Source organism: Leptolyngbya sp. FACHB-1624, assembly GCF_047649235.1.
Taxonomy (GTDB): Bacteria; Cyanobacteriota; Cyanobacteriia; order Leptolyngbyales; family Leptolyngbyaceae; genus Leptolyngbya; species Leptolyngbya boryana.
Genome location: NZ_CP180258.1, coordinates 3341819 through 3355812 on the forward strand (window position 1 = coordinate 3341819; position 13994 = coordinate 3355812).

At 49.3% G+C, this 13994-nt stretch carries 15 protein-coding genes; 6 read left to right on the forward strand and 9 right to left on the reverse strand.

Going from position 1 to position 13994, the window contains the following annotated elements:
- Positions 1-75: 75 nt before the first annotated feature.
- From ACMUEV_RS15650 to ACMUEV_RS15680, 7 genes are read right to left on the reverse strand one after another with little or no spacing between them, the layout of a single operon-like run.
- Entirely contained in the window at positions 76-4374 is a 4299-nt protein-coding gene (locus ACMUEV_RS15650) for a tape measure protein (protein WP_415354606.1), read from the reverse strand.
- Positions 4374-4538: a hypothetical protein gene (locus tag ACMUEV_RS15655; protein ID WP_190652255.1), complete on the reverse strand. Its 165-nt coding sequence runs from the start codon at positions 4536-4538 to the stop codon at positions 4374-4376. The genes ACMUEV_RS15650 and ACMUEV_RS15655 overlap by 1 nt, the downstream gene beginning before the upstream one ends.
- Positions 4535-4951 carry a helix-turn-helix domain-containing protein gene (locus tag ACMUEV_RS15660; RefSeq protein WP_190652256.1) on the reverse strand — a complete coding sequence of 139 codons (417 nt, stop codon included), beginning with the start codon at positions 4949-4951 and terminating at the stop codon, positions 4535-4537. Before ACMUEV_RS15660 ends, ACMUEV_RS15655 begins: the two co-directional genes overlap by 4 nt.
- A gap of 40 nt (positions 4952-4991) precedes the next feature.
- Positions 4992-5504, reverse strand: coding sequence for a hypothetical protein (locus ACMUEV_RS15665; RefSeq protein ID WP_190652257.1), 513 nt, complete (start codon positions 5502-5504; stop codon positions 4992-4994).
- A 3-nt stretch (positions 5505-5507) separates the two neighbouring features.
- The gene (locus ACMUEV_RS15670; protein ID WP_190652363.1) at positions 5508-6179 is read right to left on the reverse strand and encodes a hypothetical protein; all 672 of its coding nucleotides are present in this window, start codon (positions 6177-6179) and stop codon (positions 5508-5510) included.
- Positions 6166-6372: a hypothetical protein gene (locus ACMUEV_RS15675; protein WP_190652258.1), complete on the reverse strand. Its 207-nt coding sequence runs from the start codon at positions 6370-6372 to the stop codon at positions 6166-6168. Before ACMUEV_RS15675 ends, ACMUEV_RS15670 begins: the two co-directional genes overlap by 14 nt.
- A gap of 7 nt (positions 6373-6379) precedes the next feature.
- Entirely contained in the window at positions 6380-7060 is a 681-nt protein-coding gene (locus ACMUEV_RS15680) for a hypothetical protein (protein ID WP_190652259.1), read from the reverse strand.
- A 314-nt stretch (positions 7061-7374) separates the two neighbouring features.
- On the opposite strand from ACMUEV_RS15680, the gene ACMUEV_RS15685 reads away from it, so the two are divergent.
- The gene (locus ACMUEV_RS15685; RefSeq protein ID WP_190652260.1) at positions 7375-8922 is read left to right on the forward strand and encodes a DUF4214 domain-containing protein; all 1548 of its coding nucleotides are present in this window, start codon (positions 7375-7377) and stop codon (positions 8920-8922) included.
- A gap of 114 nt (positions 8923-9036) precedes the next feature.
- Here ACMUEV_RS15685 and ACMUEV_RS15690 read toward each other — a convergent pair whose 3' ends face one another.
- Together ACMUEV_RS15690 and ACMUEV_RS15695 are read right to left on the reverse strand one after the other, a co-directional pair.
- Entirely contained in the window at positions 9037-9630 is a 594-nt protein-coding gene (locus ACMUEV_RS15690; RefSeq protein ID WP_190652261.1) for a hypothetical protein, read from the reverse strand.
- The gene (locus ACMUEV_RS15695; protein WP_190652262.1) at positions 9630-9908 is read right to left on the reverse strand and encodes a helix-turn-helix domain-containing protein; all 279 of its coding nucleotides are present in this window, start codon (positions 9906-9908) and stop codon (positions 9630-9632) included. The genes ACMUEV_RS15690 and ACMUEV_RS15695 overlap by 1 nt, the downstream gene beginning before the upstream one ends.
- A 547-nt stretch (positions 9909-10455) precedes the next feature.
- Between ACMUEV_RS15695 and ACMUEV_RS15700 the strand changes: the two genes are divergently transcribed.
- From ACMUEV_RS15700 to ACMUEV_RS15720, 5 genes are all read left to right on the forward strand, one after another.
- On the forward strand, positions 10456-10863 hold the full coding sequence (locus tag ACMUEV_RS15700; RefSeq protein WP_190652263.1) for a hypothetical protein: 408 nt from the start codon (positions 10456-10458) through the stop codon (positions 10861-10863).
- Between the two features lie 81 nt (positions 10864-10944).
- The gene (locus ACMUEV_RS15705; RefSeq protein WP_190652264.1) at positions 10945-11664 is read left to right on the forward strand and encodes a hypothetical protein; all 720 of its coding nucleotides are present in this window, start codon (positions 10945-10947) and stop codon (positions 11662-11664) included.
- A 355-nt stretch (positions 11665-12019) separates the two neighbouring features.
- A complete protein-coding gene (locus ACMUEV_RS15710; protein WP_190652265.1) occupies positions 12020-12313 on the forward strand; it encodes a hypothetical protein in 294 nt (97 codons plus the stop codon).
- Positions 12314-12578: 265 nt separating this feature from the next.
- Positions 12579-13613, forward strand: a complete 1035-nt coding sequence (locus ACMUEV_RS15715) for a ParM/StbA family protein (RefSeq protein ID WP_190652266.1) — start codon at positions 12579-12581, stop codon at positions 13611-13613.
- A gap of 8 nt (positions 13614-13621) precedes the next feature.
- On the forward strand, positions 13622-13924 hold the full coding sequence (locus ACMUEV_RS15720; protein ID WP_190652267.1) for a hypothetical protein: 303 nt from the start codon (positions 13622-13624) through the stop codon (positions 13922-13924).
- The last annotated feature ends 70 nt before the right edge of the window (positions 13925-13994 follow it).

Genomic DNA, 13994 nt, shown 5'->3' on the forward strand with positions numbered 1-13994 from the left:
ACCAGAAATCTGGTAGTTGCTGGTTAAACTATCGCGATCACGATAGTTCAATCGGTGACCTCGCCATCATCTAGGTCAACCGCGATACAGTAGCCCGCCTGGGCGAGTTTGTCGCAGCATTTCATCCTGAACGGTTTTCTGAAAATGCTCCTGAACCCGTCTTGGGTCAATGCCTGAGTCTGAACTCACTTGAACCGAAGTATGGAAGCTCAGGTTTTGTCCGCCGCCAGAGTTGCCGCCTGTTAATGGGATTGAAGCAACGGGCATAATCTTGCCAACATCGCCGCCCACACTGAAATTCGCAACACTGCCGATGCCGTTCGGGAATAGCTTGCGGTATGCCATTGCTTCGTCAACATTTAGCACCTTCTCTTTAGGTGTCAGCGCAGCTAAGACCGAGTTCGGCCCTTCCCGGCGAAGTGCAGCCGAGATTTCGCCGTAGCCACTTCTGAATGAGTTACCGCCGATCGCTGGTACGTCGCCGCCAGATGCGAAGTTCAGGATGGGTGAGGCAATGTCAGGAATGCCGCTGAATTCGCCGCCAATGCCGCCGAATAGTTTCCCAAACAAGCCAGTAAACAGTTTGTTTACTGCCAGTTGTGTGAGATTTTGGAGCAATCCAGAAATCATATTCTTGAACGCATCGCCGATCGATTTCGTGCCCTGCCACATCTCGGTCACGAAGTTCTTAAACGGCGGCAGAACATTATCACTGATGATTTCCCGTGTCTCGTTGAATTGTTGATTGATGCTCGCCAAATTCACAGCGTTAAGCTGTTCTGCTTGATCCGTCAAATCCTTCAGAGTTAACCAAGAAATCTTGCCCTGCTCATGCAGTTGTTTCAGTCCATCGATTTGATCCTCGAAGCGCAGAGCCTCTTTCAGTGAAGCCTCCTCTCGCTGCAATTCACGGGTGTCACCGCCGATCAAGTTGCCGAAAGAAATCTGACCTTGAAGCAATCCCAGTCGCCCACTGGCTAGGGTATTGCGGCGTTCTCCGCTGACAGAGATTTGATCGATGCGCTGTTGCTTCTGGCGTTCCTTCTCTGCCTGTTCCTCTAATGCCGTGGCACGTTCGATGGCGCGTTTCTGCCCCTCATCTAGCCGTTGAAGATTCGCTTCATTGCGTCCGATAATCGCGCTCAGTTCGGCACTGGGAGCGACCGCCGCAAGTTCCTTGGCAGATTTCAAGGTTTCGACAATGCGTTGCTTCTGGGACTCATACGCCGCATTAATAGAGTTCAGATTCTTAATGTGCTGAATCGCGGGTGAGTCACCATTCTCGTACTGATTCGCCATCTCGAAGACAGCATCGCCGCCTTCGTTCGTCGCCTTGGTTAAATTCTCGATCGACTCAGTGACCTTGTTCGCCCATTCAGCCTTGGGAGCCTCCGACAGGCTTGTTTTTAGGTTTTCCAGTGAAGCAATGTATTTTTTCTGATTCTCGATCGCTTTGCTGTAATCGATGCCGCCCTCGTCTCCGTCCTGAATCTTCGCCGTTCTAGCCGAGATTAGATCTTGAAGGTCATCTTTCGCCTTCCGCACCTGATCTTCTGCGGCGCGATTCTTCTGGGTGATTTGGGATTGATTCTGAAGTTGTGCTTTGAGTTCAGGGTTTCGAGTTTTAGCGATCGCAGATTCGGACTCAGCATCTTCTCGCTGGTGTCGCAATGCTAAATCACGATCACGTTCTAGCCGTGCGCGGTCTGTCGCCTCTTTTTCCTTGGCTCTGCGTTTAGCGAGAAGTTCCCGCGCTTCTCTTGCCGCATCCTGCTCTGCCTGCAAGTCGCTGATCGCATCGCTACCTGTCGCTGTTCCCTGTGTCGGGGAATTAATTCGCTTGTAGCCGAGTAGGAACGAAGGATCAATCGACTGCCCATTCTTCGATGCTCCTAAATGCAAATGTGGACCTGTTCCGTCGCCTGAGCTACCAGTTTTCGCAAGGATCTGCCCTGCTTTAACCTGCTCCCCAACCTTGACTAAATTTTGAGACAAGTGGGCGAAGAATGCCGTTGTGCCGTCCTTGAACGCGACTTCGACTAATTTGCCGTACCCGCCGAATTCACCATCCTTGCCTTGAGTTCCGCCAGAACGAATTACCTTGCCGTCCATCGGACTAACAACGGGTGTGCCTGTGGGCGTTCCCAAATCGATGCCATCGTGAAAACGAATGCCGCCTCTCGTAGGATGCTGGCGATTGCCATAACCACTGGTAATTGGGAAACTTCCGATCACCGGATAAACTTTCTCTTGCTGTTGTTGTGGCGGCGCGGCATTGAAATCAACGCCTGAAACGCCTTTCGATGTTCCAGTAGAAGTCGATCGAGAAGATGTATTAATGCCGCCAGAAGCCGAGCTATTGTCGCTCATAGCGCCGCCTGACTGGGGAGCATTGCCGCTTTGACTGAGATTGCCTAACTTCGCCGCCAATGGCTTGTATCGGCTCAAAATTGACTGTGTATACTCGCGAATACTTGGGTAAGTACCGCCGCCGTAGTATTGCGGTGTCGGGTCATCGTATAAGCCTTGCTGCCCTGAGTACCACTCAGACGCGACCTTACGAACTGCAATATCTTCATTCCCACCAGAAGAATTCATCGCTGTTCTAAACATCGTCGCCATTTGATGATTGGCGATCTTTGTTTGCAATTTTGGGTCATTCAGGAACTCATCTCGCCCAACCTCTCGACCTACCGCTGCCTTGCTCCATGACGGGAGATTATCAGGCATGATCTGGTACAAGCCGAGTGCGCCTGAATGTCGGTTCACGGCTCTGTGATCGCCGCTAGACTCCTGACCCATGATTGCGTCTCGTAATGCCGCCGCCTTCGAGTCTGGGCGCTCGCTCCCGGTCTGCTTGAGGTCGGAAGTCATGCCCGTGGCGTTCGCCATTGTTTGAACAATGCCCTGCCAAGTTGTCAGCACTGACTTGGAATAATCCAGAAATTTATTCACGCCTGTAATCAGGTTGTCAGTTCCACCGTTGAACCGCTCATTGGACTTCCCAAGCCAGTCATCCCAACTCTTCAATGTTCTGGCAACTTCACCGCAGAAACGAATCACGTCCGCAACAAGTTTCCCAAAATCCGCAATCTGGGCGATCGCCTGCTTGATCGCGTCTGGATTCTGCTCAAGGTATTTCAGCAGTCGCTCTGCCTCGGCAACCAATGCCTGCATTCCGGTTGTCAGCAATTCATTGAGCGCGGAGCCAAGCAGTTTTGCATACTGGGGATTTTCCTTGAGAAAGTCTGCAAACTTAGTTGCCTCAGTATTTAGCGCATCGAACGCCGTTGAATTCTGAACTTCGGCTAAGGTCTGGGCGAGGAACTTTGCGCTGGCAGTTGTCGCGGGCTGCAATCCCTTACCAAGATTCTCTTGAAGTTTTTCGATTTGATTCTGCAAATTCGTTGATGCAGCCGCCGCAGTGTTGAGTGCCGCAGGAACAGCACTGCCCATTTCTTTGTTGATTTGCCGTGAAAACTTCGTCAGGGCATCGGCTCCGACCTGCCCTGACTCAACCATCTTGGTAAATTCCTGGACAGAAACGCCCATCGCACGGGCAAAGATTTGGATCGCCGATGGAAGGCTTTCACCGAGTTGCCCACGTAATTCTTCCATCGAAACGATATTTTTCCCCGCCATCTGACTGACAGCTAGGAGTGAATTTTTGATTTGTTCGTTAGACAGTCCGAGAGTTCGACCTGCTTCGACGATCGAGTAAAAAATGTTTCTCGTTTCCTGTCCTTCTAGCTGCGTTCCCTTCGTCGATGCTGCCAGACTATTGAATCCAGGAATCAGCGTCGTCAGGCTATATCCCAGTTGATCAGAAGCATCGCGCAGAAACTTCATGTTCACCACGGCTTCCTGGGAGTTGCCGGAAACATACTTCAAAGCAGTCGTCAGAGCTTCGATTTTATTCGCCTGTCCAACAGAATCTCCGATGAAGTTAAAACTGCCTGATAGCGGCGACATCAAAGTTCTGAAAATGGTCTGACCGACTCCCTGAAAGATGCCGCTAATAACGTTCTGAAGTGCGCCTGTGCTGGCTTTGAGAGATTGCTGAATACCACTAGAGATACCGTCGCCAATCTTTCGTCCGTGGGATTGGTGTTGTGCTGGACTTCCGAGAGCATCTTCGGTCGATTTAATGAAACGACCTCTTGAATCTCGCAGCCGTCCATCAATACCGCGAACAACACTGTCGCCAATTTGTTGCCCTTTCCCTTGGAAGTTGCCACCGAACGCGCCTTGAAGCTCTTTATTGATAGATTCTGCCTTCTGCTTAGCGAATCGCTCTGATGCTTCAATTTCGCGCTTCAGTTGGGCACTGTTCGCTGTTAACTCAAGTTCAAGTTTTCCAAGGGATTGCGACATTATTCGATTCCTTTTTTCTGTTCCGACACACCACAAAAGCCCATAAAGAGCGACATGCCGATAAGCAATGCCGCTTCAACTGCTGCTTGATTTGTTGCCGCATCCTTTGAGCCGATGCGACGCTCCCATCGTTTGAAATTCTTAAGAACTCGGCGATTCTTCATGTCCGCCCCCGACCGTTATCTGGAAGCTGAATGACGACCTGCCCGTGATTCTCTTCAGACGGCGAAACCGTAACGCTGGCAGGGTTTATCGGGGGATTCAGGATCGAGTAAGCCCTGAAAATTCTATCGATCGCTGAAAGCTTGTGTTCTGGTTCTTCTGCGGTTCGCAGAAGCGATGCTAGTTCATCCAGAGCCGACGATAGCAAGCCTGCCGATTGGACACGCGCTTCGACAATCATCGAAGAGATCGCATCGTCGGACTCTGCTAGAAGTCCAGCAAATTGAGCCTTCCAACGGGTTGCTGTCCGTGCTGGAACTCCTAGCTCTTTCTCGATTTCCGAATAGCTTCTACCCGCGACTAGGGCGCGGATTACAGCCAATTGTTGATCGTTGATGTTTTTTCTCTTTGCCATCGTTTTCTTAGCCAAATCGAGCCAAATCAAGCCAATTGTTTCAACTCAAACTAATTTCAAAATCGCAGTCTGCAAGAATCGTGTTCAGTTCTTCAATCTCGGCTTGGGTAAAATCCTCGGCTAAGCCGATGCGAACCTGTTGGACGGCAAACAGCAAATCGTCAATGTTGCGGCTTGTTCCTAGAGCAAACAGCAGTAGTGACCATGCGTTCACGTTTGTAGTCCCCATTGCCTTGCCAAACAACGGAGTTCCTCGCAAACTTGCTTGAAGCTGTTCCCAGTTCGGATGGAGCGGATTAAGTACTGCAATCTCTTCAGGACTCAATCCTTCCCGCCATTGAAGCCCGTCGAACTTGGGGCGATACAATCCTTGGGGCGGATGAAGTTCAACGCAATCGGACGGAGCAGGAGGCACTGAAAACTCTCCTGTCTCCGGATCATGAGGCAAGCCAAGGGCAATCGCCTCGTCAATGTTTTCTGGGATTTCCAGAATCACTGGCTCAATCAGAGAACCACTAGCGGCATCAACTCTGTAAACTTGTTTCGTAATCATCGTCTAAACCTCGAAGCGAACTGCGGACAACGGAACAAAGGCTGTTCCTGGGGGCGTAACAGTGAAGTTAACGATGACATCGCCCGCACTGGAAACGTCCAGAACGTAAGCCGTTGTATCGACCATCGAAAAGCGCTGAGCCGCCGCTGGACGATAGCCAGCGGGAAGATTGAAAATCACGCTTGAGGTTGGACTTGTTTTCGTTACTACGCCTTGCAGGGAAACAGTGCCAGTCGTAAGCTTGCGATATCCGATCGCCGGGAATCCCGCGCCAGTGGAACTTGTCCAGCCATTGATAAGCGCCGCAGTCTGCCATGATGGATTGTTCGAGATCGCAGTCTGAACAAACGCGCAGTTTGCAATCTGCGTTGTATTTGTCCCCGCCGCTGCCGTGGGAGCCGTGGGAGTGCCTGTCAGTGCAGCATTGTTCGCCGTAGCCATGCCGTCGTTCGTTGTGTCGCCATAGCCGACGACGACCCATGCATTGTTAGCCGAATTTCGCCGCTTGATTGTCGCTGGCGATGTCGAGGTATCCACCCATCGTTGAAACGGATATGTGATTAGCGGCTGGCTATTCCCGGAAAATTCCGTGATCAATGCCTGAAACAAATTGTTCATGTCCGCCCGAAATGACGGAAAACTTTGATCATCAATTACGCCGTCATGCGTTGCCATTTTCGCCGCCCTCCCAATAGAAAATCGCCTTCAAATATTCGGCTTGCGATGCTCGATTGATTTCTCGCAAGAATGCGGCAAACTCTAGATCGCCTTCCGCTTCGGCTTGAGCAATCTGATCTTGAAGCGCTTGTTCTCGTTCAGGATTGGGGCGTAGGACTGCCGGGGGGACTTGTGCAGGTTTTTCTTGCATGTCTTACTTAACCCTCCACCCGGATTAGACCTTTCTGAACTGCTCGCAGATATCCGCCCTGGTCACTCCACTCAGCGTCAACTTTGCGAAGAAAATTGCGATCGAGAAGTTGAGCTTTGCTGATTGTCGAAGTCTTCGGCGCTGGCTTAATTTCTGTTTTTTGTGCAGCAGGCTCAACCACTTGCGGACTAAGGAACTCGCGGATTTCATGCCCGTTTTGAACAGCACGGGAATCATCAACTCGGATTTTGCCGCTCTGAATTCCCGCCGTCAGTTCGACTCCAGCCGCAAGCATGAACTCGCGAGACATCAATTGCGCCTTGCTCACGTACAAGCATTCTGGCGCTTGAGTTTTGGGCGATGCCTGTTTTTGCTGATTCGGAGCGGGATGAACTTGCGAAGATTCTGCCTCTTTACCAGGACGAGCGAAATACTTATCGCGGATCTCAGGCTTGTCTCGCCGCAGGTACTCCACATAAAAATCTGGGCGTTCTCCATTGATCAGCAGTTCGTTGCTCTCTGTTAGCTCAAACCTGCATGCTGGTTTGATTTCCTCCCAGAACAATTCAAAGCTATCTGGCTGAAGAGAGCGACGATCATAAGCCTTGGCGATTTGTAGCTTGCCGTAATCCTCGATCGCTTGCTGTAGTCGCTCATCGGTTGATAATTCTGCGTTTTGCTCTGTCATAGATTCCAATTTATAGTCTTTACTTATAGTTTACTCTTTAATATATAAAGTAAACTTATGAAAGCAAGCGGAAATGTCATAGATCTCCATTGCACCTAAGAGAAGAAGCAGAAACCCCTCAACGATTTCAGGGATCGTTGAGGGGTTTTGTTTTGCGATTGGATGTTTGGCTAAGCCTTCTACGCAGATGGAGTAGTTCAATACCAGTCAAAGTTTTTATAAATTTCTTATGAAGCGTCCGGGAATATACGTAGAACAATGCAAAGATTACATCGGCGGGAATCAGTCATCCCGCTTTTTCGTGGAGTGAGAAAATGCCCGCCTACCAGTTTTTGTCAAGGCTTTTTACAGATGGTCTAGGTCGTGCCCCAGAGGGTAGAGGATGGGGATTCTGGCAGAGCGAAATTGAGAAAAGCGTCTCAGTAGACCAGCTACGAGGCATGGGATCTAGCTTTTTCAATAGCGAAGAATTTGCCGCCAAAAAATACACAACTCAGCAAAGAATTTCGACGCTGTATAGAGTCGCATTGTCTCGCGAGGCAAACGCAGGTGAGGTCATTAACTGGACATGGCAGATCGACTCAGGACGGCAACCATTTTCTAATGCTGTGATGGCGGTGTTCGGCGGTGACGAGTTTGCTCGGATAGCGCCATCGTACCTGAATACAAAATATGACCTCGTTGGTGGAACGCCGTATCGCCCTGCCGCTCCAAGATCAAACGCATATTACGTTCGACGATACGAAGGCGGGTTCTATGCTGTTGACGAGACAAATGGGATTAGGAACAGCACAGAGTTGCAGACCGTGTTAAACAGCCTCAAGCCAGGCGATATCTTATCCCTTGCTCAAGGCGCGATCGTCGAAGTCACGAGCCAAATCGTAATGCCGTCAGGGGTCATACTGGATACGCACGGAAATCCAGGCACAGACGAGTATCAGAAGATGGCTCGGTTGTATCGAAGCTCGAACTACAATGACGGCAATATGATTGCATTGTTGAGCGGTTCAGCACTGAACAATGTCTGGGTTGATGGTCAGAGAAACACTGCTAATAATCCGAACTGGAAGCCCCAAAACATCAATGTTGGGTTGCTTGGTGGCGATGGAGCTAGCGCTGAATACAACCGCATTGATAATTCTTTAGGATTCAGTCACTTAACGATTGCGGGACAAAGCATAGGACTACCCAAAGCGACAAACATTTTAATTCGCGGTAATTTTTTCGATGGCACAACAAGCAACTATTCTCGGCATTGGGCTGACGGAGTTTCCAACGGCGGTGAACAGGTCACAATTGAAGACAACGTGTTTATCAACATGACCGATGTTTCTGTCGTTGGATTTGCATTCAATATTCCGAAGGATAGTTCTCAAGACAGCATCATTCGCCGAAACCTGATTCTGAACTTATCTAACTCGTCCTACGGTGGATTAGTGAGCGACGGTGTATTCGATGCGGGGGGTGTTGGAAGTGCGCCAGGAGAAGTTCGAGCCAATGCTTTTGGACTGACGTTTGAAGATAATATCCTCTGGACGAGCAACGGCGCTTTCATGTCGATCGCGCTGTCGGCAGGGACAAGAGCATGGTTCGGGGATTCATCTCAAACGATTGACGGGACGACTTTCAAGAATAATTCCAGTGATGGACAAAAGATTCGAGTTGGATCAGGAATTGTTGCTTCTGGCGCTCTGAACGTAACCGTTGAAGGCAATGTGCTTAACTTCGTCTTTGCTCCAGAGGCTAAGAAGGCTATCCCTCGAATGGAATTCGTTGCTTCTGTCACGGCTGGTTATGCCTCATTCAGGAGCTTTGACATGGAATGGATTGATCGCCAAATGAACGCGGAGATTATTACCTAACAAAAACAAACTTGTTGACAGGCATTAAAAAGCCGCTACAGGAATCTCTGTAGCGGCTTTTTAAGCGTTAACTCTTTTCGCGGAATTCTTCATCCATGTAGGCACTGGGGTAGCTTATGCCTGCAATTGCTCCAGAAGCGCGATGCAGGCTTGAGTATTGTCGTCTTCTAGACATTGGCGGTAAAGCGATTTCTGCGGATTCTTGGCTAACTCCTGCTCGATCACATCCTCAATGTCTTGCTGGATGGCATCCAGACCCAAAAACTCATAGACCTGGTTCGGGCTGCATCCAAACTCAATCAGTAAGCGGATTTGGCGATCGCGTTCTTGGAAGATGTTTTCTGGCATAACTTCTGGGCGTTCAATTTGTTTGATTCTGAGCAGGTTTGAAACGAGTTTCGCTGTAGACGAGGGCGCGGCAAAATCATTGCTTCTGAAATGTTGCAGGCTCACACCATCGGCAGTCATCAGACACCCGTTGATTCTGACCCAAAACGCCCATTTGTCCCGATCAACGCCGATCCGTAATCTGGGCGAGATATCGATGCCGAGGGCAGTTGACTCGCTTTTGGGAGCATACATCGATTCTAATTCCGGCAATGTCGGGATAATTCTATCTACGTGGTTCGGGCAGTTTTCGAGAAGCCAGAAGATTAGGGCATCGGACATCAGCCAATCTGAGAATTCTTTGCGGGTTGGAGATTTCATTATTCAGAGTCCTCTTTCAATTCAACAAGTTCAGAAAGTGTGCATACGCCAAACTCTTCTGAACTCAGTTTTGTAATAGCGACTCGAATCCTTTCAATGTCATCACTGCCGATCGCTGGAAGCGTGTCTCTGTTTTTTAGTCGAGAGACATTTGTGGGATGAAGCCCAATCTCATCAGCTAATGCCTTATTCGTCACTCGTCTTCGGGCGAGTGTTTCTCTGAGCTTCCAAATAATCCGACTCACGACAGTGATGACTTCAACGGTAGGGACAGTCATCACAATACCTTCTAATAAAGAACTAATCACCACTATAGCGTTTCACCACCATTAGATAGCGTTTAACGCTATAGTCCCTACCTATGATTGGGTTCGAGACTTATTAACTACATTTATAGCATTTAACAACACGGTTGTAGCATTTAACGCTATATTAGTTTCTGTGAGCGAGAAGTTCACCGAGCCGACCGGGGCTGAGACAGGAGTACCGGGAACCTTCGGGGTCGCCAACCGAAGCAAAACAAGCCGGGGCACACAAACTCAAAACCGCACCATTGACAACTGAATAGCGAGATTGCACCTTCCTAGCCGAACCGGAGCGAAGCTGAGTCCTTCTCGCGTATTTCAAAGATTTCAGCAATCGCTGTTGCGGTGACAGGGCAACACGTTCTGCTGAGTTCTGCAAGTATGTGTGAAAAAACCGAGGATACGGGTTCAAAAGCCACCTTCGCGAGTGTCTAAAAAATACGTTGACGCTCGTAGTACTAGAGGATGCGTTCGATGGCATTTTGAAAAGCCAGAGAAAAGACCTTGCATCACCTACACAGTGCCGATTGAGCAACTAGGCAGTATTGATGCTTTTCAATCTGTCTCCGAAGCTCTGGAGCCTGTTTCTACTTCTGTTTCGTTGCCGCTCCTTAGTCTAAAGCCTGCCACTGGCAAAACACCATTTGAGCTTGAATGCTCCAAGAAATTGGCAACAGTATTAAGCGGCGAAACTGAGTCAGTGACAGAAGTTGGACGGATTGACGTTCTTACTGCAACGTCAGTTATCGAACTAAAAGTCGCTCGAAACTGGAAGCACGGAATAGGACAACTTTTAACCTACGGCTTCTACCATCCAGACAAAGATTTACAGCTAGTTCTAGTTGGTAAAGATGCCAATGAATACGTTGATATTGCTCAATTCCACTGCAATCGGTTTGGAATAAAAGTTTCGGTTTTCAATTTTTAGATTTCAGCGATCGAGCTTCTGCATTGAGAAGCCGATCCGCTGGACTCTTCCAGCCTCAAGCACTACAAGGACGTTCAACAGATGAGCAACGGATTTCAATCAGCAGACGAGACGAAAATCGCAATCGCGGTCAAACGGCTTACACCATCGGCAAAGCGAGGCGATATTCAAGCATTCTCTGACGGTGTTCAGCAGATGAGAGAGCGTTACGGGCAACCCGTAGCAGAGGAAGCGATGAATCGAATCCTCAAAGAACACCGGGAGTTATCACTGCAACTTTTGGATCGCTTACCAAAAGAAAGCCAACTCCTGATCCAGGACGAGGCTTTTGACATTCTCGCGGAGGTTGTCGAAGCTGCTGGACTAAGGCTCGAAGATCATTTTCGGATCACGGATAAAGGCATTGCACTAACCGCGCCTGGACTCAAGGCGATTGCTGATACTGGTTTTCCCAAAATGGAAGACTTCGGCAAGCCTTTTGACTCTTTAGAAGGCGTTGGGTTGAAGCGCATCAGCGGGTTCTACCATCCACTATGCGAGACATTCGAGCATCGCGGAGAGGATTGCGTTAATTCCTGGGCGGTTGCCTCGATGTGTATCAATTCCGCCGCTGGATGGCTCCCAGACGTTGACTCTGAACAAGGTTATCGAAGCCTTGAATTATTCGTTTCTCAAGTTTCTCCAACAGCAGATGTTCGCAAATTGCTGTGGCGTTCTAGATTCGACGATCGCGCATTGATGCGACTTTGCCAGCTTGCCGCAGATGGCATGACGGCAAAGGCGGCGCAATCGATTCGTTAGGCTTGCTCAGAGATTTCAGCGATCGTACTTTTGACTCCTGTGGGCAAAAAGTCGATCCGCTCCCTACAGATTCCATCCAACTAAAACTCAAGGCGAATCGCGAATCTTTCCGGGGTTGCTGTTCGTGTTCGACTGAAGCCGATGCTTCTCTGACTTTCTTCGAGCAAGTTCTTCGAGAACCAGCTTGACATATTCCTGATTAGTCACGGCAACTCCAAAATTTAGAGGTTTTCAAATGATAGCAGAAGCAAAGAACCCAACAGCGCAACCGTTCTAAGCGGTCTTCCAGGTGCGATGCCTGGAAGCGCTCTTGCTTTTTGGCAAAACAAACTCATTACTTATTGAGGATTCAAAAATGTTTGGATTACTTTGTGCTGCCGTAATCGGTGGCTGCGTCTCGAAGCACACTGCCATCGACCTGACTGAGGGTTGTGCGGGAATCACCGTCAACTATGACCAAATTTGGGCAGACGCATTTGCGTTTTTCACATGGCTCGGCTCACTCTACAAGTGGTTCATCAACGCAGGTCGCGAAACTCGGAGCTACTTTGATGACGCAATTCTGCCCTGGCTTAATCAGCGCGGAATTTCGATTTCATTGCCAACGATCGACCTGCCGCGCCTACCAGAAGCCCCGCATCTGAATTAATCGAAGCAAAAAGCCGCGATGCCTACACAGCAAAATCGCGGCTCTAACTTTACCTACCGGATGTTTTCATCATGACAAAAATTCTGTTCGTCGTCTTGCTTGGGGCTTGTTGCCTCGGCTACGCAATCCCCACAAAGTCGCAGTCCCCAAAAGTTCCGCAAGACCGACCGCCAATCACGAACTTTGACGCGAAGCGTTAATCTCTCGACTGGCTCTGACTCGATGTTGGAGCCAGTTTTTTGTTCATAAATTAGGAGCATCAACAATGAACTACTCGCCTGATCGCGCTGCATTAGCGCTAAGAAACAAGGTTGGATATTCGCCCAAACTCATCAGCATTGAAATCTCGAACAGTCAAGGAAAAAGATACGGCGAAGGCGACATCAATCCTTTGATTGTGCATTCAGCTTGGACGCACACGATCGACAGAGTTGCCCGTGGGAAAGGAACTCAATCCAGCCCGCAAATTCAGACCAAAGACGGCGAAACGATCTGGTTCGGTGAGATGCCTGCACTGGGCGATCATCAATCGATCGCTACTCTCGGCAGAGACAAGTCTGAAATGGCTGCATTCCTGCTCATGCCTCTATTACTACCTGAAGACAACGGCGGAGCGCATGGAGGTCATTTACGCATCGTGATGAGCCATCACAGCTACTTTGACCCGGTAGTAAAGCAACGCATCGAAGATCAGATTCTAGGGCGGCATCAATTCACCCGCAACGGACGCGAGGTTGATGTCATTGTCGATTCAGTTGAGCTTGTCCCAGAAGGCGTGGGTGCTTACTGGCTTGCTTCTGAATTGAATCAGTTGAAACCTGGATACAGCTTGGCAATCGAGATTGGCTATCGGACAACCGAAGTTTGGTTAGTCAACGAATCCGGTGAACCAATTAAAGGGGAGCCGATTCAGTTCGGAGTGTTCAATCTGGCATCTGCGATCGCATCCGATGATGAAGTGAGAACCGCGCTACTGGGAACCACTGACACCCCTAAGACGGTGAAAGATACTCAAATCGCGATCGCACTGAAGCAAGGCAAGATTGCAAAGCTTGAGACTGCCCAATGGGGAGCAATCAAAACCCGTCATCTAGAACGCTGGAAAGACGATGTAATCGGTATGGTGTTTAGCCAGCATGAATCCAGCTTGACCCAAGCAGAGCAGATTCTATTCTCTGGCGGCGGCGCGATGCTTCTGCGAAAAAGACTGTTGAAAGCTAACCCGAACTTCTGGGTAGACGGCGATGCTCAAACAGCTAGTGTACGAGGTTCGTACTATCACTTCCTGAGCTTGGTGTAGGTAGCACAATGGCGCAACGAAAAAACTCAGTAGTGCTAACTGAAACGGCAATTTCAAAACTGCAAGTACTGGTGAGTAATGGCGAGTTCTGCTCATTAGATGACGCAGCATCGCACATTATCACGTCAGTACTCGGCAGTACTGGCAAGTACTCATCACTTTCGACTCAGTTTGCACCCAAAACAGAGCCGAAAGCTGATAGTACTGCCCAGTACAAGCAAGATTCAACTGAAAGACCTGGAAAGACAGTAGAGGCAACGGCTTCGCCCGAAACCAAGCCGAATCTTGCTCAATCGTTCCGAAACATCTAGAAATGACACGCAAAAGCCGATCACTTCGCCCTAGGAAAGTTCAGTGATCGGCTCCACTCCCACAACTACA

What these genes read in the sequence shown, in the direction of transcription:
- ACMUEV_RS15650 (WP_415354606.1), bottom strand. Translation starts at nt 4,374, where the DNA reads ATGTCGCAATCCCTTGGAAAACTTGAACTTGAGTTAACAGCGAACAGT.
- ACMUEV_RS15660 (WP_190652256.1), bottom strand. Translation starts at nt 4,951, where the DNA reads ATGGCAAAGAGAAAAAACATCAACGATCAACAATTGGCTGTAATCCGC.
- ACMUEV_RS15715 (WP_190652266.1), top strand. Translation starts at nt 12,579, where the DNA reads ATGAACTACTCGCCTGATCGCGCTGCATTAGCGCTAAGAAACAAGGTT.
- ACMUEV_RS15710 (WP_190652265.1), top strand. Translation starts at nt 12,020, where the DNA reads ATGTTTGGATTACTTTGTGCTGCCGTAATCGGTGGCTGCGTCTCGAAG.
- ACMUEV_RS15680 (WP_190652259.1), bottom strand. Translation starts at nt 7,060, where the DNA reads ATGACAGAGCAAAACGCAGAATTATCAACCGATGAGCGACTACAGCAA.
- ACMUEV_RS15670 (WP_190652363.1), bottom strand. Translation starts at nt 6,179, where the DNA reads ATGGCAACGCATGACGGCGTAATTGATGATCAAAGTTTTCCGTCATTT.
- ACMUEV_RS15665 (WP_190652257.1), bottom strand. Translation starts at nt 5,504, where the DNA reads ATGATTACGAAACAAGTTTACAGAGTTGATGCCGCTAGTGGTTCTCTG.
- ACMUEV_RS15655 (WP_190652255.1), bottom strand. Translation starts at nt 4,538, where the DNA reads ATGAAGAATCGCCGAGTTCTTAAGAATTTCAAACGATGGGAGCGTCGC.
- ACMUEV_RS15705 (WP_190652264.1), top strand. Translation starts at nt 10,945, where the DNA reads ATGAGCAACGGATTTCAATCAGCAGACGAGACGAAAATCGCAATCGCG.
- ACMUEV_RS15695 (WP_190652262.1), bottom strand. Translation starts at nt 9,908, where the DNA reads ATGACTGTCCCTACCGTTGAAGTCATCACTGTCGTGAGTCGGATTATT.
- ACMUEV_RS15690 (WP_190652261.1), bottom strand. Translation starts at nt 9,630, where the DNA reads ATGAAATCTCCAACCCGCAAAGAATTCTCAGATTGGCTGATGTCCGAT.
- ACMUEV_RS15720 (WP_190652267.1), top strand. Translation starts at nt 13,622, where the DNA reads ATGGCGCAACGAAAAAACTCAGTAGTGCTAACTGAAACGGCAATTTCA.
- ACMUEV_RS15685 (WP_190652260.1), top strand. Translation starts at nt 7,375, where the DNA reads ATGCCCGCCTACCAGTTTTTGTCAAGGCTTTTTACAGATGGTCTAGGT.
- ACMUEV_RS15675 (WP_190652258.1), bottom strand. Translation starts at nt 6,372, where the DNA reads ATGCAAGAAAAACCTGCACAAGTCCCCCCGGCAGTCCTACGCCCCAAT.